Here is a 21,643-nt window from a genome sequence, read left to right as displayed (position 1 = left end):
GTTTAGAAGCTTGGCTTCACTACAACTAAAATGACAACCGCAAATAAAATCAAAGTGGGCATTTCATTAAAATAACGCCAGAATTTATGCGACTTATAATGTGCATTTTCGATAAGCTTTTTACGGTAATAACCACAAACAAAATGATAAATCACCAATAGTCCAACCAATCCAACTTTTAAATAGAACCAAAGCGCTTCATGGTAGTGTCGTGTTGCATCGCCCCAATCGACGAGGAAGTGCGCCGTGATCAGTGTAGCAATCATAGCGGGCCACATAATGCCGCGGTATAGCTTACGTTCCATGATTTGAAAGCGCTGATGACTCGTAGCATCATCACTCATAGCATGGTAGACATAAAGGCGAGGGAGATAGAATAGCGCTGCGAACCAGCAAACAACTGCGATGATATGCAATGCTTTTACCCAGAGGAAAGCATCTGATGGAGCATCCATATATTAACCCTTAAAAGGGCGGTGGGTATGTGCTTTGGCACCGAAGCGCCAAAGCAGCAAACTTTATATTATGCTTCCCATTTTTTGAAAACGAGGCAAGCGTTTACACCGCCAAAACCAAAACTGTTACTCATCACAGTATTCAATTTTGCATCACGTTTTTCAAGTACGATATCAAAAGGTTTTGCACCTTCGTCAAGTTCAGTCACGTTGATATTTGGTGCTATAAAGTCATTTTGCATCATTAAAATAGAGTAAATCGCTTCTTGTACACCTGCAGCACCCAGACTGTGACCGGTCATCGATTTGGTCGAGCTGAGCGGAGGAACTTGCCCTTCACCGAAAGCACGCTCCATCGCTTTAAGTTCAGTGACATCGCCTGCCGGAGTAGATGTACCGTGTGTATTAACATAGTCGATGGTATCTACACCATGTTGTTTAGCTTCTTCTAAAGCCATAAGGATACAACGCGTCGCACCTTCGCCCGATGGTGCAACCATGTCAGCGCCGTCAGAATTTGCTGCATAGCCGACAACTTCAGCCAAAATGTTTGCACCACGTGCTTGAGCATGTTCAAGTGACTCTAGTACAACGAAGCCACCGCCGCCAGCGATCACGAAACCGTCACGGTCAGCAGAGTAAGGGCGTGAAGCAGTCTCTGGAGTGTCGTTATATTTTGAACAAAGTGCGCCCATTGCATCAAATAAAAGACTTTGTGACCAATGGTCTTCTTCACCACCACCGGCAAGCATTAAGTCTTGTTTGCCTAATTGAATCAAATTGTATGCATAACCAATGGCATCTGCAGATGTTGCACATGCGCTAGTAATGGTGTGTGCAATACCTTGCATTTTAAATGCAACACCCACGTTTGCAGTAATGGTGTTGGTCATATTACGTGGTACAAAGAATGGACCAACTTTACGTGCACCTTTGGTGTCTAGAAGTTCTTTCATTTCAACAACAGATGCAGTTGAACCACCACCTGACCCACCCGCAATACCGTAACGTGGATTACCACCGATTTGTTCTGCTGTTAAGCCTGCATTTTCTACCGCAGCCAAAGCTGAGTTGTATGCATACATTGCGCATACGCCCATAAAGCGTTTTAAACGGCGGTCAATACCGTCAAAGTTTTGTTCTGCAGCCGCACTGACATGACTTTTAAAATTAAGTTCAGCATAACTTGGGTTGAAACGTGTTCCAGAAATCCCGTTTTGCAAAGAATGAGTGACATCTTCTAATGTATTACCAATGCATGAGTTGATGCCCATACCAGTGATTACAACACGTTTCATCTACAGATCCTTTATAGGTAGTGTGTGAGCAAGCTATAGAAAGTATACGAAGGAAACTTTCTAAATAGGCGAACTCATATAATTTGATTGGAATAATGATAGCAGAAAGCTTTTTGAATTCTTATGGCAAATCCTATGCCTATTGTTGACTGAGCTAATTTGCAACTTTGCAGCAAAAAACTTAACTTAAAGATACATATTCAAGTTGTGATAAAGTTTGACTACACCTAGTATTTATCAATAATTTCAAGAATAGTTTTAATGAGGTAGGGAATGGTGAAAACGAATAATAAACCAACGGCAGGTCTACTCTCAAACGCCTTTGGAGTGGCTAAAAAGTTCAGTTCTACTGGGGTGTCCATCATTAATCATGTCGCACCCGAATCCGTAACTAAGGTCATTCAACCTCAAAAAAATGGTCAAACCTTGGAGGGGCAGTCAAGGCAAGCGGGCGTATTTGATGTAAAAAAATATGATAATCCTCAGCAAATCTTACGTGAACACGTTCCAAATGTTTCTAGACAATTATTCGGTCGACATTTTAATACTGTAAATAATGTGGCTAATTTTGTTGCTCCTCAATTTAGTGACAAAATTTCTGATTATTTATTTGATCGACTTAATCATTTTAGTTCGGATATTTCATCTGTAGATGCTGTACTGGATGAAGCTGGGGTACGTGATTTAGAAGAGTTGACACAAGATGTCGATCGTTCGCGTCGTATTAGTCAGGCTCTGGGTGAGCAAAATAAATGGATTGCTTCGATTCAAGGGGCTTTAACAGGTGCGACAGGTGTCATTGGTTCAAGTATTGATATCCCTGCTTCACTGATTATGACTCTGCGAGTGATTTATCAAGTTGGACGTTCTTATGGTTTCGACTTAAGCAAAGAAAGTGACCAAGATATTGTTCAGTTTATTTTTAAACAGGTCGACTTGAGTTTAATTGCAGAAAAACAAACTTTGCTTATGGCAATAAAAGCTCTGAGTAGTACGCTACAAAATAGTGATTTACATCAATTGCAGCAATTGGTGGGTTCAGATACTGATGCAGCAGCATTGAAAAAATATGTACTAGATGAAAATGGTCAGTTTAAGTGGGCATGGCTCAATCAAATGCCAAAAGTTTCATTGTTAAATCAGCTATCACGATTATCTCCTGTGGCGAGTGTTGGTGTAAGTGTAGTGTATAGTCGCCGTTTAGTGGATGAAGTGAATCAGAAGGCACAGCAAGTCTTTTCTAATGCGCGCCAATATATTTTGCAGCATCAGGATATTAGCTTGTCACCTTTACATGCCTATGAGCGTTCTCTTGAGTTGCTTGCTCAAGCAACACCTAAATTACTAGAAGGTATTAAGGCGAAAGATATTGATTTGGCTGAGCCGGTACTAGATCAGACCATAGATGTTGCAGGTCATGAGAGTATCCGCGCAGTAAAAGTCATCAAAAAAGCACAAGTTAAAAACTCTGATGCAGCCGAAGTGGAAGTAGAGCAGGAACAAAAAGTCTCAGAAGGTTTGGAGGCACTTGCGGAGAAAGTTGTTGAGCCTCATGCACCCGGGGCTGCGCAAAAACCTACTTTAGCTGAAAAAGATGAGTTTGATGTGTTGGAATCTGTACAGCAGGAGGATGTCCCAGTGGAAAAAGCTGCACCCAAAACTAAGCCGCGTAAAGCCAAAACAGCAGCCGTAGATAAAGTTACAAAAAAATCAGCAGATTCTTCTGAAAAATAAACTATTTATTTGTGGGTGAAAAATTGCGCAAATCACGATGAATAAATGTTTTCGATGATCGTATATTGTTGACCAATTTTAAGTCTTCGCTTACAATTGCATGCCCTCAAAAAGTAGTATTTTTTGGGGCTTTTTATTAACGGGAGAATTGCCAAATGGCAACAACAAATCAGTTGATCCGTAAGGGTCGTACAACTTTAGTTGAAAAATCTAAAGTTCCTGCGTTGAAGGCTTGTCCACAACGTCGTGGTGTTTGTACACGTGTTTACACAACTACACCTAAAAAACCTAACTCAGCAATGCGTAAAGTTTGCCGTGTTCGCTTAACTTCAGGTTTCGAAGTTTCTAGCTACATCGGTGGTGAAGGCCATAACCTACAAGAGCACAGTGTTGTTCTTATCCGTGGTGGTCGTGTTAAAGATTTACCGGGTGTACGTTACCATACCGTTCGTGGTTCTTTAGACTGTGCTGGTGTTAAAGATCGTAACCAGTCTCGTTCTAAATACGGTGCTAAACGTCCTAAGAAATAATCTGAAAAGATTAACTTCTTAGTTCGTTAGAACTGCAATCCTTTATCGTCTCGCTTGTCTGATTTCTGCATTTTTTGTGAAAATTCCAAGCGACGTATAGTAAGGCCAGCGAAAGCACATGACACTTTGTGCACCTGCTGGAGTAACCTGAAGTGTCATATTTATTAGGTGTATTAAAATGCCAAGACGTCGCGTAGTTGCTGCCCGTGAAATCCTTCCGGATCCTAAGTTCAGCAGCCAAACAATCGCTAAATTCATGAACCACGTAATGCAAGATGGTAAAAAATCTATTGCTGAAAGTATCGTTTACGGTGCTTTAGACCGCGTTCAAGAAAAATCTAAAGTAGACCCAGTTGAATTTTTCGAGACTACTCTTGAAAAAGTTCGTCCTATGGTCGAAGTAAAAGCACGCCGTGTTGGTGGTGCTACATACCAAGTGCCTATGGAAGTACGCCCATCCCGTCGTACTGCCTTGGCTATGCGTTGGTTAGTAGATGCTGCTGCTAAGCGTTCTGAAAAAACTATGGCTTTACGTCTTGCTGGTGAGTTGCTTGATGCAGCTGAAGGTAAAGGCGCAGCGATCAAAAAACGTGAAGATGTGCATCGTATGGCTGAAGCCAACAAAGCCTTCTCTCATTACCGTTTCTAAGCGGATAAAACAGCCCCTATTCAGGAGGGTGACAAATCAGTTGTCACTGTTTTGTCATCGAATCGCTTTAAGTTGCTATGCAGCTTAAAGCGTCCTGTTTTAAACAACAAAATTTAGGAATGCTAGAAATCATGGCTCGTCAAACCCCAATTTCTCGTTATCGTAACATTGGTATCTCTGCGCACATTGATGCTGGTAAAACTACCACTTCAGAACGTATTTTGTTCTACACAGGTGAGAGTCACAAACTTGGTGAAACTCACGAAGGTTCTGCAACTACAGACTGGATGGAACAAGAGCAAGAACGTGGTATTACTATTACCTCAGCGGCAGTAACATGCTTCTGGAAAGGGATGGGTAACCAATTCGAACAGCACCGTATTAACGTAATTGATACCCCAGGACACGTAGACTTCACTATTGAAGTTGAACGTTCTATGCGTGTTCTTGACGGTGCATGCATGGTTTACTGTGCTGTAGGTGGTGTACAACCTCAGTCTGAAACTGTATGGCGTCAAGCAAATAAATATAAAGTTCCACGTATTGCATTCGTGAACAAAATGGACCGTACTGGTGCGAACTTCTTCCGTGCTGTTGAACAAGTTAAAACACGTCTTGGTGGTAATCCAGTGCCAATCGTTGTTCCAATCGGTGCAGAAGAAAACTTCCAGGGTGTTGTTGACCTAATCGAAATGAAAGCGATTATCTGGGACGAAGCGTCTCAAGGTATGAAGTTTGAATATGGCGAAATCCCTGCTGAATTAGTTGAACTAGCTAACGAATGGCGTACTAACATGGTTGAAGCTGCTGCGGAAGCATCAGAAGAACTCATGGACAAGTACCTTGAAGAAGGTGAGTTAACTAAAGAAGAAATCGTTTCAGGTTTACGTGCACGTACATTGTTGAATGAAATTCAACCAATGCTATGTGGTTCAGCGTTCAAAAACAAAGGTGTTCAACGTATGTTGGATGCTGTAATTGAATTCTTACCTGCGCCGACTGATGTCGAGGCGATTAAAGGTATCCTTGACGACAAAGACGAAACTGAAGGTTCTCGTGAAGCGTCTGACGATGCTCCGTTCTCTGCGCTTGCGTTCAAAATCATGAACGACAAATTTGTAGGTAACTTAACATTCGTACGTGTTTACTCTGGTGTGCTTAAAGCAGGTAGCCCTTGCTATAACCCAGTTAAAATGAAGCGCGAACGTGTTGGCCGTATCGTACAGATGCACGCAAATGACCGTCACGATATTGAAGAAATTCGTGCGGGTGATATCGCAGCATGTGTAGGTCTTAAAGATACTACGACTGGTGATACATTATGTGATGAAAACAATGTAATTACACTAGAGCGTATGGAATTCCCAGAGCCAGTAATTGCGCTTGCGGTTGAGCCTAAAACTAAAGCTGACCAAGAAAAAATGTCTGTTGCTTTAGGTCGTTTGGCGAAAGAAGACCCTTCATTCCGCGTACGTACTGACGAAGAATCTGGTCAAACAATTATTGCTGGTATGGGTGAGCTTCACCTTGACATTATTGTTGACCGTATGAAGCGTGAATTCAACGTTGAAGCGAACATTGGTAAACCAATGGTAGCTTACCGTGAAACGATCAAAAAATCAGTTGAACAAGAAGGTAAGTTCGTACGTCAAACTGGTGGTAAAGGTAAGTTTGGTCACGTATACGTACGTTTAGAACCACTTGCTGAAGATGCTGGCAAAGATTACGAGTTCGCTGAAGAAGTTGTAGGTGGTGTAGTACCTAAAGAATTCTTCGGTGCGGTTGACAAAGGTATCCAAGAACGTATGAAGAATGGTGTCCTAGCTGGTTATCCAGTTGTTGGCATCAAAGCGACATTGTTCGATGGTTCTTACCATGACGTCGACTCTGACGAATTATCGTTCAAAATGGCTGGTTCTTACGCATTCCGTGACGGTTTCATGAAAGCAGATCCTATCTTGCTTGAACCTATCATGAAAGTTGAAGTAGAAACTCCAGAAGACTACATGGGCGATATCATGGGTGACTTAAACCGTCGTCGTGGTCTTGTTCAAGGTATGGACGATTTACCTGGTGGTACTAAAGCTATCCGTGCAGAAGTTCCACTTTCTGAGATGTTTGGTTACGCAACTCATATGCGTTCTATGTCTCAAGGTCGTGCAACTTATTCTATGGAATTCGCTAAATACGCTGAAACACCACGTAACGTGGCTGAAGGCATCATCGCTAAGTTCCAATCTGGCGGTAAAAAAGGTGACGACGAGTAATCTTTCGATTACTATAAGCCCAAACTAATTCATAGTTAAAAACCAAATGCTCATGCAGTATCCCTGCATGAGTAGTTTAAAAAGGAAGATCTCATGGCTAAGGCTAAGTTCGAACGTAATAAGCCACACGTTAACGTGGGTACAATTGGTCACGTCGACCACGGTAAAACTACTTTAACAGCTGCAATTGCAACTGTATGTGCAAAAAAATTCGGTGGTGAAGCGAAAGATTACGCTGCAATCGACTCTGCACCAGAAGAAAAAGCACGTGGTATTACAATTAATACTTCACACGTAGAATACGATTCTCCAATCCGTCACTACGCTCACGTAGACTGCCCAGGTCACGCCGATTATGTTAAAAACATGATTACTGGTGCTGCGCAAATGGATGGTGCGATCCTTGTATGTGCTGCGACTGATGGTCCAATGCCACAAACTCGTGAACACATCCTTCTTTCTCGTCAGGTAGGTGTACCTTACATCGTTGTATTCCTAAACAAATGCGACCTTGTTGACGACGAAGAGCTTCTTGAATTAGTAGAAATGGAAGTTCGTGAACTTCTTTCTACTTATGACTTCCCAGGCGACGACACTCCAGTAATCCGTGGTTCTGCTCTTGCAGCGCTTAATGGTGAAGCTGGTCAATACGGCGAAGATGCTGTAGTTGCTCTTGTTGAAGCTCTTGACTCTTACATCCCAGAACCAGAACGTGCTATCGACCAAGCATTCCTTATGCCAATCGAAGACGTATTCTCAATTTCAGGTCGTGGTACAGTAGTAACTGGCCGTGTTGAAACTGGTATCGTGAAAGTAGGCGAAGAAGTTGAAATCGTTGGTATTAAAGATACAGTTAAAACAACTGTAACTGGCGTAGAAATGTTCCGTAAACTTCTTGACGAAGGTCGTGCGGGCGAGAACTGTGGTGTTCTTCTACGTGGTACTAAACGTGAAGACGTTCAACGTGGTCAAGTACTTGCTAAACCAGGTACAATCAAACCGCATACTAAATTCGACGCAGAAGTATACGTACTTTCTAAAGACGAAGGTGGCCGTCATACTCCATTCCTTAACGGTTACCGTCCACAGTTCTACTTCCGTACAACTGACGTAACTGGTGCGATCGCGCTTAAAGAAGGCGTTGAAATGGTTATGCCTGGTGACAACGTAGAAATGTCAGTAGAATTAATCCACCCAATCGCAATGGACGCTGGCTTACGCTTTGCGATCCGTGAAGGTGGCCGTACAGTTGGTGCTGGTGTAGTTTCTAAAGTAACTGCATAATCACTAAATGTGTGTAAAAAAGCGCCTCTTTGAGGCGCTTTTTTTTATGTTTATTCAATGTGATAGGGAAATTGTCTGACAATATTTTTTAAAGCTGTCCTTTAGTGATAATTCACTGTCCTTAACTGAAATAATTACGCGTCAATAAAACCGTAATATGAACTCAAGAAAACCAATAAAAGTTTGAGTATTTCATAACTCAAAAAGGAGTTAGGCATGAACGCTAAAGTAAAGATTACTAATCGAGCAGGTGCAAGTTTCCCTGTACGCCGCATGAATTTTGATTTTGATGCGGTACCAGAGTACTGGATGAACGGCTCAGCTGGTTTGACACATTTTATGACCGCATTATCTGCTTTATTTCCCGCGGGTGAAATGTTCTTTATTGATAGTGTGCGTGCAGTACGTAAACATCCCGCGATCGCAAATAATGAAGCCCTACAAAAAGAAATTAGTGCTTTCATTGGTCAGGAAGCCATGCATACGCAAGAGCATGAAGGTTTCAATGCCTCTGCACAAAAATACGGTCATGATGTCGAAACGCTTGATAAGGCAACGGGTCGAGTTATCCAAGGTGTGCGAAAAGTTTTTGCACGTATTGGTAAACCTGTTGGTATCACTCAAGAAATGGTAGATCTTACCGCAACTACGGCACTTGAGCATTTCACTGCAACCATCGCTTCACAGTTATTGGTTAACCCACATATTCAAGCTTTAATGACAGATGAAACCATGAAAAATATGTGGTTGTGGCATGCGATTGAAGAAAATGAACATAAAGCCGTGGCTTATGATGTTTTTGAAGGTGTCTTTGGTCAGGGAATTAAGGCCTACGCACTCCGAACAGGCTCATTGATTGGCGCAATGGTGACTTTATTCTTCGTACAAAGCTACTTTGTTGCTCGTTTATTAAAAGAAGATAACAAGCTTAATTTTGAAGCATTAAAAGATATTTATACCTATGGTTATAGCCCTTCAAAAGGCATCATCACTGGTATGGGTAAAGAAATGCTGATGTATTTTAAACCAGGTTTTCACCCGAATGATTTAGATACTTCAGGTTTGTTAAAAACGTGGAAAGCATATTTGGGTCTCTAATCACAGCGCTGTGGTGACTTTTTGAGAAGGGCGATGTAAATCGCTCTTTTTTTTATTCAACTTTAGAAGCAAACTTTTTATAATGCGCATACCCTAGCTATAGAAAGATAAACGAAGATGATTCGTTTGATGCAAGACGCTGATGTACAGCAGGTTTACGATATCGAGCGCCGCGTACAAAGCCATCCTTGGACCTTAAAACAATTTCAAGAATCGATTGCTGCCTATCAAAGTACGGTGATTGAGCGACAAGGAAAAGTTGTAGGTTTTTGCATTTTACAACCCGTTTTAGATGAAGCAAATTTATTGTTAATGGCGATCGATCCGAGCCAGCAAGGCAAAGGATTAGGTTTTCAATTACTCGATGAATCTATTGCCTTACTCAAAAATAACCCCATTCAAATCTTCTTAGAAGTGCGAGAAGGTAATCAACCAGCGATCCGTTTATATGAAAAAGCGGATTTTCATCAAATCGATTTGCGAAAGAATTATTATCCAAATGCCGATGGAACTCGTGAGCACGCCATTATTATGGTGAAGGCTTGTATTGATGATTTTGCAGCTTTATTTAAATAAAAGCGGTGAAGCGTCATCAGATTTAAAGAAAGCATTCGTGAATAAACGAATGCTTTTTTATTGAAGATCTTTTGTTTGATCCCTTTTATTTAATAATAGGATTATTCCAACCTGAAGGTAAGGTGGTCATCAGGGAATCCCCCAGTTGGCTAATTTCTTCTTGGGTCAGTGGTCGATTGAGTCGACGCCATTGTCCATCAAGCAGAAGTTCCAGTGGAATGTACTGAGATTTATAATTCATTTTTTGCGAATCTGGCACCCAATAGCCCAAGTAGACATATTGCAATCCAAGCTTTTGTGCATGCTCGATTTGTTTCAGAATGGCAAAAGTCCCTAGTGAGCGACGGCTTTCATCAGGATCAAAAAAGGTATATACCGCTGAAATACCATCATCGAGTGGATCACAGGTAGATACACTGATTAGTTGCTCATCCAACCATAGCTCTAAAAAGAAACTGTCAGTGCAGCTATTAATTAAAAATTTTTCAAATTGATCTTGGCTAGGTGGGTACATATCACCATCAGCATGCCGTTCATTGATATAGCGTTCGTACAGGGCATAATGCTTTGCATCGGCATCTTGAGGACGGCTAATTTTCACCGTTAAATCTTGATTCCGTTTCCACGCTTTTTTTTGCACGCTGTTCATTTGAAATTCATGAACAGGAACGCGAGAGGACAAACATTGGCGACAAAGATGACATTCAGGGCGGTAGACAAAATCCCCACTACGACGAAAACCCATGCGGGAAAGTTCAGATAACGTGACCACATCAATACGATGGACAGGATCAAGAAAGACCATCCGAGCAGATTTATTTTCTAAGTAGCTACAATCATGCGGAGGCGTGATGTAGTACTGTAATTCGTTCAACAGGGACTTCGGTTGATAGGAATTCATCGTAATATCCCTCTTTTATTGTCATGCGCTGAGACTTGCCCATTGCGCTATTGTTTTACTTGAAAATACACTGTCCTGATACTTTTTCCAATCGATAGAGGGTTGTTTAACAACATCTTGTAACGAATTAAGGTATTGTTGGCGAGAAAGTGTACTCGCACCTAAGCTTAAGAGGTGATCGTTGACCAATTGGCAATCAATCCATGGCAACTGATTCTCTTGCCCGATGAGCATTAAGGTGTAAAACGCCATTTTAGAGACATCTGTTCGTGTACTAAACATAGACTCGCCAAAGCAGCCATGGCCAATATTGACGCCATAGAGTCCTCCGACAACGGTCTCATTTTCCCAAACTTCAATGCTATAAGCATAGCCTGCTTCAAACAGCGCAGAATATCCCTGAATAATATCTTCTGAAATCCATGTTTCATTGGCATAACTACGTGGCAATGAACATGAGCGAATCATAGTTTCAAACGCATGATTAATGGTGATCTTATAGTCCATTTTTTTCATGCTGCGTAATAACGATTTGCTTGGATGATAGTCCTGCGGTCGAATAATGCAGCGGGGTTCAGGACACCACCAGCAAATCGGATCACCTTCACTAAACCACGGGAAAAGACCATGGCTATAGGCTTCAAACAATGTAGAAGGAGAGAGGTCAGCACCGATGCAAATTAAGCCTTCACCATCAGGATCGCATTCAGCTGGATCGGGGAAAGTAAATTCAGAAGGAGGGAGTATCGGCATGCCAAGCTTCTTATTGAGTTACACGGATTTTTATCATACATAAAAAAGCCGACCATCAGGTCGGCTAATTTTTAAAACTGTTTAGCTAAGCAAATGACTTAAGCAAAAGATTATTCACCGAGTGCATCAAGGTATTTTTCAGCATCGAGTGCAGCCATACAGCCTGAACCTGCAGAAGTAATGGCTTGACGGTAAATGCTGTCGGCAATATCACCCGCAGCAAATACACCCGGAATAGACGTTTGTGTTGCATTACCCGCAGTTCCGCTTTGAACTTGGATGTAGCCATCACGTAGGTTCAATTGACCATCAAAAATACCGCTGTTTGGTTTGTGACCAATCGCCACAAACATTCCAGTGACATCAACATTTTGAGTTGAATCATCTAGCGTAGATTTAATACGTACAGAAGTCACACCGGTGTTATCGCCAATGACTTCATCCACTTGGTGATTCCAAATAATACTGATTTTACCTTCTTTTTCTTTTGCAAAAAGATGATCTTGCAGAATTTTCTCTGAACGTAAAGTGTCACGACGGTGTACAAGAGTGACATGAGAAGCAATGTTTGAAAGATACAGCGCTTCTTCCACAGCAGTATTACCGCCGCCGACAACCATAACTTTTTGGTTTTTGTAGAAGAACCCGTCACATGTTGCACATGCACTCACGCCTTGACCCATGAAAGCAGCTTCTGATTCAAGACCTAAATATTGTGCAGTTGCACCTGTACAAATAATCAATGCATCACAAGTAAACTCTTCCATATCGCCTTTAAGCACGAACGGACGAACATTGAGATCTACTTCGTTGATATGGTCATACACAATTTCTGTGCCAAAACGTTCAGCATGCGCTTGCATTTGTTCCATTAGGGCAGGGCCTGTTAAACCTTCTGCACCACCTGGCCAGTTGTCTACTTCTGTCGTTGTAGTCAATTGACCGCCTAATTGAATACCTGCGATGAGTGTCGGTTTCAGGTTTGCACGGGCAGCGTATACCGCAGCGCTATAACCTGCAGGACCAGAACCTAAAATAATTAGACGTGAGTGACGAGCGCTCATCCGTAGAATCCTTTTTTTATATGATAATTTGTGGAATTATACGTCAAAGTTTGAAACGATTGTGTGAGATTAAAGTCGATATTATTGATCATCGAAATCGTTTTGAGCTATATAGAATAAAGTTAACAACTATACTTAAATTATCTTGCATCTTTTTTATTGAACAGGTGCATAATAACAGGTTTAGATTCAGCCCATTTTTGTTGTGGGTAATGACAAAAACATTCATGAAGAATTGGTTACAGGAACGTATATGACAGCGGTGTCGGGTGCATATGCACAGCGCTTAATAATGACATTATTCCTTGTTTCATTTGGGATATATCTGTTCCTTGCAACAGTCACATATACGCCATTTGATCCGGGATGGATGCATTTATCCAGTGATACTCAGCAAGTTTCAAATGCCAGCGGCGTCGCAGGTGCATGGATAGCTGACTTACTCTATGGATTTTTAGGTTGGGCAAGTCTGCTGATACCTGTCTATTTATTTCTCGAAGCAATTCAAGTGTGGTGGCCACGTAGTTTTCTAAACCGTCCATTTCGCTATGCCGCTCAGTTCTTTATTTTACTGGCAACTTCAAGTTTACTTTTCCTGTTTTGGAATGTCCCTGAAGATACTTTAGAAAATGCATCGGGCGGGATCATTGGCTATGAACTGGGTCAAAGTCTTGAACAAATATTAACGGTCTATGGTGCAGCAATATTTCTTATTGCATTTTGGATCATGTTGTTCACTTTGGCCTTTGGCATTAAGTGGAATAAGACATGGGCAACCATGAAATCCACACCAGCTTATCTGCAAGATTTGTTCTATCGTAATGTCCCTGAAGGCGATACCGCTTTTGACCGTACAGTGCCAACGACTAAAAAAGAGAGTGCTGCTGCGCATGCATCAAAAGTGGTTGCACCAGTAACACCAGCCGATGAACATCATGCGGTCGATGTCGATCCTGTGGTACGTGATCGCGTCGCTGAACGTTTATTTGATGATATTGCCGATAAAGAATGGGCAGACAAAGAATGGAACGCACAACATTCATCTGCAGTCGACTTGGCAGAGACTGCTACACCATCTGATGAAGATTTTGAACATACCTTGGCGAAAGTGCATCAGCTTGAACAAGATCAACAACGTGTTGTTGCAACAGGTGAAGTTTGGCGCGCATTACATTCCAATGATGACCAACGCCACAAACAAGATATTGATGCTTTACTGAAAGCTGCAGAAGAAGAGCAGCCTGCCAATCAAACTGAATATTTCAACAAAACAGCAGATGTGCATTCGACTTCTCCGACAGAAGCGGTGACAGCGGCTAAAAAATCAGTAGATTGGGATGATGATGAGATCTTTGATGAGCTGTTAGCGGCTGTCCCGAATAGTAAAACAGCGACGGATGTACATAGCCCATTTAATACAGCGCAAAGTGAAAGTCCTGCAACGCATTCAAATGACTTTGCTACAGGTGCTGCTGCCACACTTGCAGGTTTAGGTGTAGCTGCTGCACAGATTACACCGCTGACCACACAAAAAAATATCAGTGCTGAAACTGAATTTAATGATCTCGATGATTTGCTGGTTGAAGAAGCAGAGCGAGCGATAGAACAGGCGCAGCCGGTTCGTACAACCAGTAGTTACGCGCAATCTACGCCTTTGGTTCGTGCTGAAATCAATACGCAGCCGCAGACTTTTGTATCTGATGATGAAAAAGCCTTAATCAGCTCGAATAAAGATGCTTTCCGTGAAGTGTGGCAAGAAACGGCGGGCAAACCTGAAGACATCGATTTAGATCTCGAAGATGATTTTGACTTTGATGCTCCTTTAACCGATGCCTCTGGTCGTCCAATGTCACGTGCGATGCAAGTGGCACAAAAACGCTTGGATTTACCGACTTTGCCGGGCTTGGAAATCTTAGATCCGGTTGATCCGAACAAGAAAGTCAATTTCACTGCAGAGCAATTGTCTCGCTTGTCTGAACTTTTAGAAATTAAACTGCAAGAGTTTAATGTCAAAGCCAAAGTTGTAGAGGCACAGCCGGGACCAGTCGTAACACGTTTTGAACTTGATTTAGCACCTGGTGTGAAAGCGTCGAAAGTGACCAATATTTCACGTGACTTGGCACGTTCGATGTCTATGGCCTCTGTACGTGTGGTGGAAGTGATTCCAGGTAAACCCTATATCGGGATTGAAGTTCCGAATAGTTCACGTGAAATGGTTCGACTTATTGAGCTGTTAGAAACGCCGGCATACCGTGATCCAAATGCCTTACTTAGTATGGCGATGGGTAAAGACATTTCGGGTAATCCTGTTTTGGCAGATTTGGCGAAAGCACCGCATATGTTGGTGGCAGGTACTACGGGTTCTGGTAAGTCAGTCGCAGTCAATGCCATGTTGTTGTCGATGTTGTTGAAATATACACCTGAGCAACTGCGACTCATCATGATTGACCCGAAACAGTTGGAACTTGCTAACTATAACGATATTCCACATTTATTAACGCCTGTTGTAACTGACATGAAAGATGCGGTGAGTGCATTGAACTGGTGTGTGAATGAAATGGAGCGTCGTTATAAGCTGATGTCTTTGATGAAAGTGCGTAAGCTGACTGACTTTAACCGCAAAATTGAAGAAGCAATGGCCAACGGGGAAGATCTAATCGATCCAACTTGGAAGCCAGATGACTCAGCAACGCAAAGTCGTGCGCCACGTTTACAGCCTATGCCGTTGATCGTAATTGTTGCCGACGAATTTGCCGACATGATCATGCAAGTGGGTAAAAAAGCTGAAGAAATGATTACCCGTCTTGCACAAAAATCACGTGCAGCAGGGATTCATTTGCTGTTGGCGACACAGCGTCCAACCGTAGATGTAGTAACAGGTTTGATCAAAGCCAATATTCCAACCCGTGCTGCGCTACGTGTCAACAGTAAACTGGATTCACGTACTATCTTAGATGCTGGTGGTGCAGAAGACTTACTGGGTCATGGTGATATGTTGTTCCTCGGACCGGGTAAAATTGAACCTGAGCGGGTGCATGGCGCGTTTATTTCAGACGATGAAGTGAACCGTATTTGTGATGCATGGCGTGAGCGCGGTGAACCGAATTATGTCGATGAAATCCTCACGCCTTATGATGAAGAGCCGACATCTCGCGGTTTTGAAGATGGTGATGGCGGATCAGACCGTGATGCGTTGTATGATCAATGTGTTAGTTTCGTTTTAGAAACACGTAAAGCATCGACCTCATCTTTACAGCGTAAATTCAGTCTCGGCTATAACCGTGCTGCACGGATTATTGATCAGATGGAAGAAAATGGTATCGTCAGTGGGATGGGGCCAAATGGTAAACGAGATATTTTGGTCTAAGTCCTAAAACAAAAAACCTGCTTCGGCAGGTTTTTTTATTTTTAGATTGTGAACTCTTCTTGGTAGAACATGGATTGGGCCAGTTCGATAAAAGCTTTGCAGGCCGGGCTCATGAGTTTTTGATTTTTTACGGCGAGTCCAATCTGCCGTTGGGTATTTGGAAAGAGTGGACGTTTAACCACATGTGGATGTAGCGCCAACAGCTCAGCAGGCATAGCCATATCCGCAACGATAGCAATCCCTTCCTGTAAATTCACCATGTTTAAAATGGTTAACAGTTGCGACATTTGATAGGTGATTTTAGGTTGTATTTGGTGTTGTTTAAGCAGTTTTTCGACATGGGACTGGCTGCCTGCACGGGTCATAATAAAGGGGTAGTTTTGTAGGTCTTGGATATTTAAATGACTGTGTTTGGAAACTGAATAACTATCTGGAATCAAGGCAATGAAAATATCTTGGATTAAGGGGAAGGTGAACAGTTGCGGCTTGGGGAGTACGGCAAAACCAACATCAATCTGACGTTCAGAAATCCAACGAGACACTTCTGCATCAGTACCTTCTTCGACATAGATTTCAATGTGTGGATAACGCTCTCTATATGCCTTTAATAGCTCTGGAAGCAGATGAATCGAACTAGAAGAACCAAAAGAGCCAATTCTCAGCGTTCCTTGTTGAATACCATGTGCGGCATGCACTTCTTGTTGCATGATTTGTGCGGTATTGATGACTTCTTTAGCATGCAGTAATAACTGCTGACCAATATGAGTCAGGCTAATTTCGCCTTGTTCACGGCTAAATAAGCTGACATTCCAATGCTGCTCTAAACACTTTAGGGCATGAGAGACAGCTGACTGAGTAATTCCCAGCTGTCGAGCAGCGAGAGTAAAGCTTTGTTGTTCTGCGACTTTAATAAAGATTTCAAGCTGAGAAAATGTCATTGCCATGAGTAATTACTCATTTTGTTATGAGTCTAGATGAGGATTATATTGTGCTACATAAATGGTTAAAGATGAAATAGCTACTTTATTTCAAGGCGTACAGCATGAATATCGTCGTCGCATTGTTTCCCCTCGTTGCATTAATCGCGATGGGCTATGTGCTTAAATATACACAGTTTGTTCAGAATGAATTTTGGGCAAATTCAGAAAAACTCAATTACTACGTTTTATTTCCTGTGCTGCTATTTTTGAATGTATCAGCCGTGCAATTGGATATGAACACTGTTTCACGAATGTTGACAGTACTGGTTGCGGGCACCTGTTTGATCAGCATCGTGTTGTGGGGGATCAAGCAGTTTATGCATATCCCCGTGCAGCGTTTTGGCGTGTATATCCAAAGTCATATTCGTTTTAATACCTATATTGGTTTGTCGCTCATGGGTGCTTTATTTGGCTCCACAGGCATGCAGATGTTTGCCATGTTAATTGCCGTTGCTGTGCCCTTAGTTAATATTATTTCAGTCTTGGCGTTTTCAAATTTAAGTGTGAAGCAATTGGGGCAGACTTGTCAGTCCATCGCAAAAAATCCCTTAATTTTAGGCTGTGTTGCAGGGGTATTGTTTAATTTATCAGGCTTGAGTCTGTTTGAAGGCTTACCTGAACTATTAAAAATCTTGGCAGCCATGAGTTTACCGCTCGGACTACTTTCTGTTGGGGCAGCATTACAGTTTCAGCAAATGCGCGCCGATCTACGTCGTTTAAGTTTAAATACGATAGGGCGTCTCATGTTAATGCCATGTATTGCTTATCTATTGAGTACTTGGATGGGTCTGACTGATTTTGAGCGAATGATTTTAGTGGTCTTTTTTGCTTTGCCAACTGCATCATCGTCTTATATTTTGACACGCTATTATCAGGGCGATTCACAACTGATGGCGGCGATTATTAGTGTGCAAACCATTGGTTTTGGCTTGATGTTTCCATTGCTCATGTTGACCGTGCATTGATTATGATGATATTCAATAACGCCGGTATTAAATAAGATAAAAAAGCCCGCATCATGCGGGCTTTTTTTGGTACTCGAAATTAAGCAAATTTTGCCAATACTTCGAGGAAACCTGCGCTTTGACGTGGATATTGAGCAATCACGTCATGAATACGCTGACCTTCAGGATTAGTTGCGTTCACATCACGACCATCGGCAACGAATTGAGTCAAAAGACGCTCATAGTCATTTGGACGCATATGTTTGAAAGCATGGTAAAGCACGTGAAAGTCGCCATTCACTCCTTCAGGAGGAAGCTGAGTAAGGTAGGCAAATACACGCTCATCTGACCATTCTTCGTTGAACGTTGCTGGCTGAGATAATGCCATCGCAATCTCCTTGCTGGTTTAAAAATACAAAAAGGCAAAAATGAGTACGCAAGTAAAATGGTTTTATTCGCCATCTCTAAGTTAAGCGACTCATTTTATGGTTGGATCAAAAGTTATTTTTTGTTATCCCGTTTACCCGAAGCAAAACTTTTGATCTGACAAAGGAATAAAACTAATCCAGCCCACTCAAAGCAAAGCTTCTCGTCTTGCGGCTGGGTAAAGCAGCGCTTTACTGATCCAGCCTCACATTTTGCCTTGATTCAATTTACTTGGCTAATCAGAATTCAGATTAACGTTCTTCAGGCAAATTGATATTCATTTCAAGCATTTCAATATTCGCTTCAGAACGAACAGACATTTGAATATGTTGCTCATCTACACCACGAACATAGCGGTTTACCACTTGCATGATTTCTTTTTTCATCATGTCGATCTTGTCTTGGCTGAGGCGTTTACCCAGACCATTTTCAGATGCCACGATGACTTTTAAACGGTCTTTTGCCGTTTGTGCGCTTGACGGTTTCTCGTCGCTGCTAAAAAGTTTGCTCCAGAATCCTGCCATGATTACGCTCCAAATAGACGTGCTAACCAACCCTTAGGTTTTACCGTAATGTGACGGTAAGGGCGCTCTTCACCAAGGAAACGTGCAACAAGGTCATCATACGCTTGGCCAGCCGCTTCTTCTGTAAACAGAATCACTGGTTTACCTTCGTTCGATGCTTGTAGAACGCTTTTACATTCAGGAATAACACCTAAAGTCGGTACGCGTAAAATATCTTTTGAAATGTCATCAATCGTCAACATCTCTTGTTTATCCGCACGTTCTGGATTGAAACGTGTAATACAGAGATGCTTACGGATACGACCTTCGTTTTGTTCTACTTTTTTGGTTTTGCTGTCGAGCATACCAATAATACGGTCAGAGTCACGTACCGAAGAAATTTCTGGGTTCGTCACAATGATCGCTTCATCAGCATGATACATTGCTAAAATTGCACCACGTTCGATACCCGCAGGTGAGTCACAAATAATGTAATCAAACTCTTGAGAAAGTTCGTCCATCACACGTGCTACACCTTCATCTGTTAACGCGTCTTTATCACGGGTTTGAGATGCAGGTAGAATGTAGAGATTTTCAATATCTTTATCGCGAATAAGCGCTTGTTGTAATCGAGCTTCGTTATTCAATACGTTTACAAAGTCATATACAACGCGGCGTTCACAGCCCATGATCAAGTCTAGGTTACGTAAACCCACATCAAAGTCGATCACAACAGTTTTGTGGCCGCGAAGGGCTAAACCTGTTGCAAAAGATGCGCTTGTAGTTGTTTTACCTACGCCACCTTTACCTGATGTTACGACAACAATTTTCGCCACCGAATCCACTCCTGTTATGGTTTAAATCCCCTTTTTTAATTAGGGGTTTGGTGATTATTTATACATTAAAATTGCAAAGCTTCAAATACTAGCTCTTGCTGGTCATTCAAATAAATATGTACTGGCTGTTTGACCACATGAGGTGGAATGTCATCAGCGACACAGTAAGTCCCTGCAATTGAAACCAATTCAGCTTCTAATGAATGGCAGAAAATACGTGCAGCCGTGTTCCCACCAGCTCCGGCAATGACTCTACCACGAGCACTACCATAAATATGTATATTTCCTGAAGCAATTACTTCTGAACCGCTATTAATACCAGCATTAATAATGATATCGCCATGGTCTTGGACTAAACATTGACCTGTACGTAAGATTTCATTGTGATACGACGTAGCATGACGAATGGTCGGTACTTCGACTGCAGCAATTTTATCTTCGGTTTTTTCTTCTGCAGGTGCGGGTTCTTCAACCACTTGTTCGCGTGTCGGTTTAACTTTTTGTAGTTTGCGATCCGCAGGAACTACGGGAAATTGGATAGCACGTGCTTGGTCCGATAGCGGACCTTCAGTGACACCAATCGGTTGAATTTCAATACTAATAAGTAGTTGAATCAGTGCAATTAGTTCTTGATCAACCGTACTTTCAATCACGGCTAATGTTCCGGGTGGAAAAGCCTTTTGGAACATTGGAGTAAGTTGCTGGCGGATCGCATCATGATCATTGGTATCGAGGTGAATGCGAATCGCATTGACCATTTTGCCTTTTATCCGTATATCAGCCATATTGAATCCTTGAGACTTCTAACTATTACTTTTGTGCCGAAGTAGTTATGTTGTAAATAGAGCAAATCCTAGAACAATTTGCATGAATACTCTAGCGGAGTTCGCAATTATTTTTGACTAAGTGTTTATTCTGTAGCTTGGTCCTGTTCCTGCATAATCTGCTGCCACTGTTTTACTTTCACTTGCTTACGAATAGCCTCTAGACTTTCAAAAACCGCAGAGCGAACCAACTCATCCAGCTGGACATTATTTTCGATTTCAATACGGCTAACACGCTGTGAAATGTCTAAATATAGATTGGGTTTTTGAGCCGTAGATGTATTGGGATAAGCCAATGGGGAAATTAAACCTTGGGTAATATTTTCACCCAAACGTTGCCCGATACTTTGAATCTGCTGTTCAATGCGGCTGCCAACGATTGGCACTAAGCGCAATAGCTGCGTGAGCTCGGGGGTATCTTCAATGGCCTGACTGACGATTTGTCCGACATTTTTGGCGATCAATTCACGTTCAGTACGTAGCTCTTTGCTTAAATTTTCTTGCAAAATCTCAGCTAAAACTTGGGTGAACATCTCACGGTGATGCTGCACAAGATTACTAATTAGGTCTTTATGGGTTGTACTGGTATTGAGCTCATGCTTAACACCATCTAACACGGTAAGTACCACACGATCTGACAGTTCTTCCATCACGACTCGATAGTAGAACAATGCCTTTTTCTGCCATGCAGAAGGCACGATTTGATAGCCCATTTCATACAGTCGATAAGCAATAATGCCCGCACGAAATAAACGCAGGAAACGTAAATGCGGCACAATAGCTAAAATTTCGTACCAATGTATAAACGGGAAGAAGAACCAGCGCTGATGGTGCTTGTTGATGATGGCAATCGCCCAGCGCACCAACAATTCTACAATCAAAAAGATAATGAACCACGCTTCGGTAGTAATCACCCATGGATGTAAATGTTCACGGTAAAAACTCAGCACATCGGGCAGGTGGATACTGTTAAAGAACCAACTGCCAAGATTGCTCATGAGGAAAAAGTTCATGCACAGGCAGAACAAGTTAAAAACAATAATAAACACCATGAATATGTCATAAATCAAAAACAGTTTGAATGACCAACTGTTTGGATTGACATGATGATATTTAGATTTCTTGTTTTGCGGCATGCTGTTCTGCGACATAAA

Annotated in this window: 20 protein-coding genes; 9 read left to right on the top strand and 11 right to left on the bottom strand. The window is 42.0% G+C overall.

Features of this window, described 5'->3' with window-relative positions:
* Nucleotides 1–2 precede the first annotated feature (2 nt).
* Nucleotides 3–455, bottom strand: a complete 453-nt coding sequence (gene hemJ / locus FTT76_RS11990; protein WP_180022661.1) for a protoporphyrinogen oxidase HemJ — start codon at nucleotides 453–455, stop codon at nucleotides 3–5.
* A 68-nt stretch (nucleotides 456–523) separates the two neighbouring features.
* Nucleotides 524–1,753 carry a beta-ketoacyl synthase N-terminal-like domain-containing protein gene (locus FTT76_RS11985; RefSeq protein WP_111885033.1) on the bottom strand — a complete coding sequence of 410 codons (1,230 nt, stop codon included), beginning with the start codon at nucleotides 1,751–1,753 and terminating at the stop codon, nucleotides 524–526.
* A gap of 273 nt (nucleotides 1,754–2,026) precedes the next feature.
* Between FTT76_RS11985 and FTT76_RS11980 the strand changes: the two genes are divergently transcribed.
* The 7 genes from FTT76_RS11980 to rimI all read left to right on the top strand — a co-directional run bounded on the left by FTT76_RS11980 (nucleotide 2,027) and on the right by rimI (nucleotide 9,891).
* The gene (locus FTT76_RS11980; protein WP_180073192.1) at nucleotides 2,027–3,487 is read left to right on the top strand and encodes an EcsC family protein; all 1,461 of its coding nucleotides are present in this window, start codon (nucleotides 2,027–2,029) and stop codon (nucleotides 3,485–3,487) included.
* 155 nt (nucleotides 3,488–3,642) lie between these two features.
* The gene (rpsL, locus tag FTT76_RS11975) at nucleotides 3,643–4,017 is read left to right on the top strand and encodes a 30S ribosomal protein S12 (protein ID WP_000246374.1); all 375 of its coding nucleotides are present in this window, start codon (nucleotides 3,643–3,645) and stop codon (nucleotides 4,015–4,017) included.
* A 178-nt stretch (nucleotides 4,018–4,195) separates the two neighbouring features.
* Complete coding sequence (gene rpsG / locus FTT76_RS11970) at nucleotides 4,196–4,666, top strand: 30S ribosomal protein S7 (RefSeq protein ID WP_005011815.1); 471 nt, start codon at nucleotides 4,196–4,198, stop codon at nucleotides 4,664–4,666.
* 131 nt (nucleotides 4,667–4,797) lie between these two features.
* Nucleotides 4,798–6,933 (top strand): elongation factor G, encoded by a 2,136-nt coding sequence (gene fusA, locus FTT76_RS11965; RefSeq protein WP_180004228.1) that lies wholly within the window; start codon nucleotides 4,798–4,800, stop codon nucleotides 6,931–6,933.
* A 93-nt stretch (nucleotides 6,934–7,026) separates the two neighbouring features.
* Nucleotides 7,027–8,217 carry an elongation factor Tu gene (gene tuf, locus FTT76_RS11960; protein WP_180002848.1) on the top strand — a complete coding sequence of 397 codons (1,191 nt, stop codon included), beginning with the start codon at nucleotides 7,027–7,029 and terminating at the stop codon, nucleotides 8,215–8,217.
* A 216-nt stretch (nucleotides 8,218–8,433) separates the two neighbouring features.
* A complete protein-coding gene (locus FTT76_RS11955) occupies nucleotides 8,434–9,315 on the top strand; it encodes a metal-dependent hydrolase (protein WP_078193116.1) in 882 nt (293 codons plus the stop codon).
* 117 nt (nucleotides 9,316–9,432) lie between these two features.
* Nucleotides 9,433–9,891 (top strand): ribosomal protein S18-alanine N-acetyltransferase, encoded by a 459-nt coding sequence (gene rimI / locus FTT76_RS11950; protein WP_180004229.1) that lies wholly within the window; start codon nucleotides 9,433–9,435, stop codon nucleotides 9,889–9,891.
* Between the two features lie 85 nt (nucleotides 9,892–9,976).
* Here rimI and FTT76_RS11945 read toward each other — a convergent pair whose 3' ends face one another.
* From FTT76_RS11945 to trxB, 3 genes are all read right to left on the bottom strand, one after another.
* Entirely contained in the window at nucleotides 9,977–10,792 is an 816-nt protein-coding gene (locus FTT76_RS11945; protein WP_078190044.1) for an arginyltransferase, read from the bottom strand.
* A gap of 21 nt (nucleotides 10,793–10,813) precedes the next feature.
* On the bottom strand, nucleotides 10,814–11,545 hold the full coding sequence (gene aat, locus FTT76_RS11940) for a leucyl/phenylalanyl-tRNA--protein transferase (protein ID WP_180026551.1): 732 nt from the start codon (nucleotides 11,543–11,545) through the stop codon (nucleotides 10,814–10,816).
* A 110-nt stretch (nucleotides 11,546–11,655) separates the two neighbouring features.
* Nucleotides 11,656–12,609 (bottom strand): thioredoxin-disulfide reductase, encoded by a 954-nt coding sequence (gene trxB, locus FTT76_RS11935; protein ID WP_180026552.1) that lies wholly within the window; start codon nucleotides 12,607–12,609, stop codon nucleotides 11,656–11,658.
* Nucleotides 12,610–12,862: 253 nt separating this feature from the next.
* On the opposite strand from trxB, the gene FTT76_RS11930 reads away from it, so the two are divergent.
* Nucleotides 12,863–15,976, top strand: a complete 3,114-nt coding sequence (locus FTT76_RS11930; RefSeq protein WP_180055306.1) for a DNA translocase FtsK — start codon at nucleotides 12,863–12,865, stop codon at nucleotides 15,974–15,976.
* Between the two features lie 41 nt (nucleotides 15,977–16,017).
* On the opposite strand, the gene FTT76_RS11925 is transcribed toward FTT76_RS11930, so the two are convergent.
* Nucleotides 16,018–16,914, bottom strand: coding sequence for a LysR family transcriptional regulator (locus tag FTT76_RS11925; RefSeq protein ID WP_180134782.1), 897 nt, complete (start codon nucleotides 16,912–16,914; stop codon nucleotides 16,018–16,020).
* A gap of 104 nt (nucleotides 16,915–17,018) precedes the next feature.
* Here FTT76_RS11925 and FTT76_RS11920 point away from each other — a divergent pair, with 104 nt between their 5' ends.
* Nucleotides 17,019–17,921 (top strand): AEC family transporter, encoded by a 903-nt coding sequence (locus tag FTT76_RS11920; RefSeq protein ID WP_180190546.1) that lies wholly within the window; start codon nucleotides 17,019–17,021, stop codon nucleotides 17,919–17,921.
* 79 nt (nucleotides 17,922–18,000) lie between these two features.
* Here the strand turns inward: FTT76_RS11920 and FTT76_RS11915 are convergent, their stop codons facing one another.
* The 5 genes from FTT76_RS11915 to FTT76_RS11895 form a co-directional block, all read right to left on the bottom strand.
* Nucleotides 18,001–18,288 carry a PA4642 family protein gene (locus FTT76_RS11915; RefSeq protein WP_067766167.1) on the bottom strand — a complete coding sequence of 96 codons (288 nt, stop codon included), beginning with the start codon at nucleotides 18,286–18,288 and terminating at the stop codon, nucleotides 18,001–18,003.
* Between the two features lie 289 nt (nucleotides 18,289–18,577).
* A complete protein-coding gene (minE, locus tag FTT76_RS11910) occupies nucleotides 18,578–18,850 on the bottom strand; it encodes a cell division topological specificity factor MinE (RefSeq protein WP_078190039.1) in 273 nt (90 codons plus the stop codon).
* 2 nt (nucleotides 18,851–18,852) lie between these two features.
* Nucleotides 18,853–19,665, bottom strand: coding sequence for a septum site-determining protein MinD (gene minD, locus FTT76_RS11905; RefSeq protein WP_067670152.1), 813 nt, complete (start codon nucleotides 19,663–19,665; stop codon nucleotides 18,853–18,855).
* Between the two features lie 65 nt (nucleotides 19,666–19,730).
* Nucleotides 19,731–20,450: a septum site-determining protein MinC gene (minC, locus tag FTT76_RS11900; RefSeq protein ID WP_180190545.1), complete on the bottom strand. Its 720-nt coding sequence runs from the start codon at nucleotides 20,448–20,450 to the stop codon at nucleotides 19,731–19,733.
* A 125-nt stretch (nucleotides 20,451–20,575) separates the two neighbouring features.
* A complete protein-coding gene (locus FTT76_RS11895) occupies nucleotides 20,576–21,640 on the bottom strand; it encodes a preprotein translocase subunit SecA (RefSeq protein ID WP_373683471.1) in 1,065 nt (354 codons plus the stop codon).
* Between the last annotated feature and the right edge of the window lie 3 nt (nucleotides 21,641–21,643).

The sequence above is a fragment of the Acinetobacter sp. YH01009 genome, assembly GCF_013420765.1.
Classification (GTDB): Bacteria; Pseudomonadota; Gammaproteobacteria; order Pseudomonadales; family Moraxellaceae; genus Acinetobacter; species Acinetobacter amyesii.
This window is presented reverse-complemented; position numbering and strand designations above follow the sequence as displayed.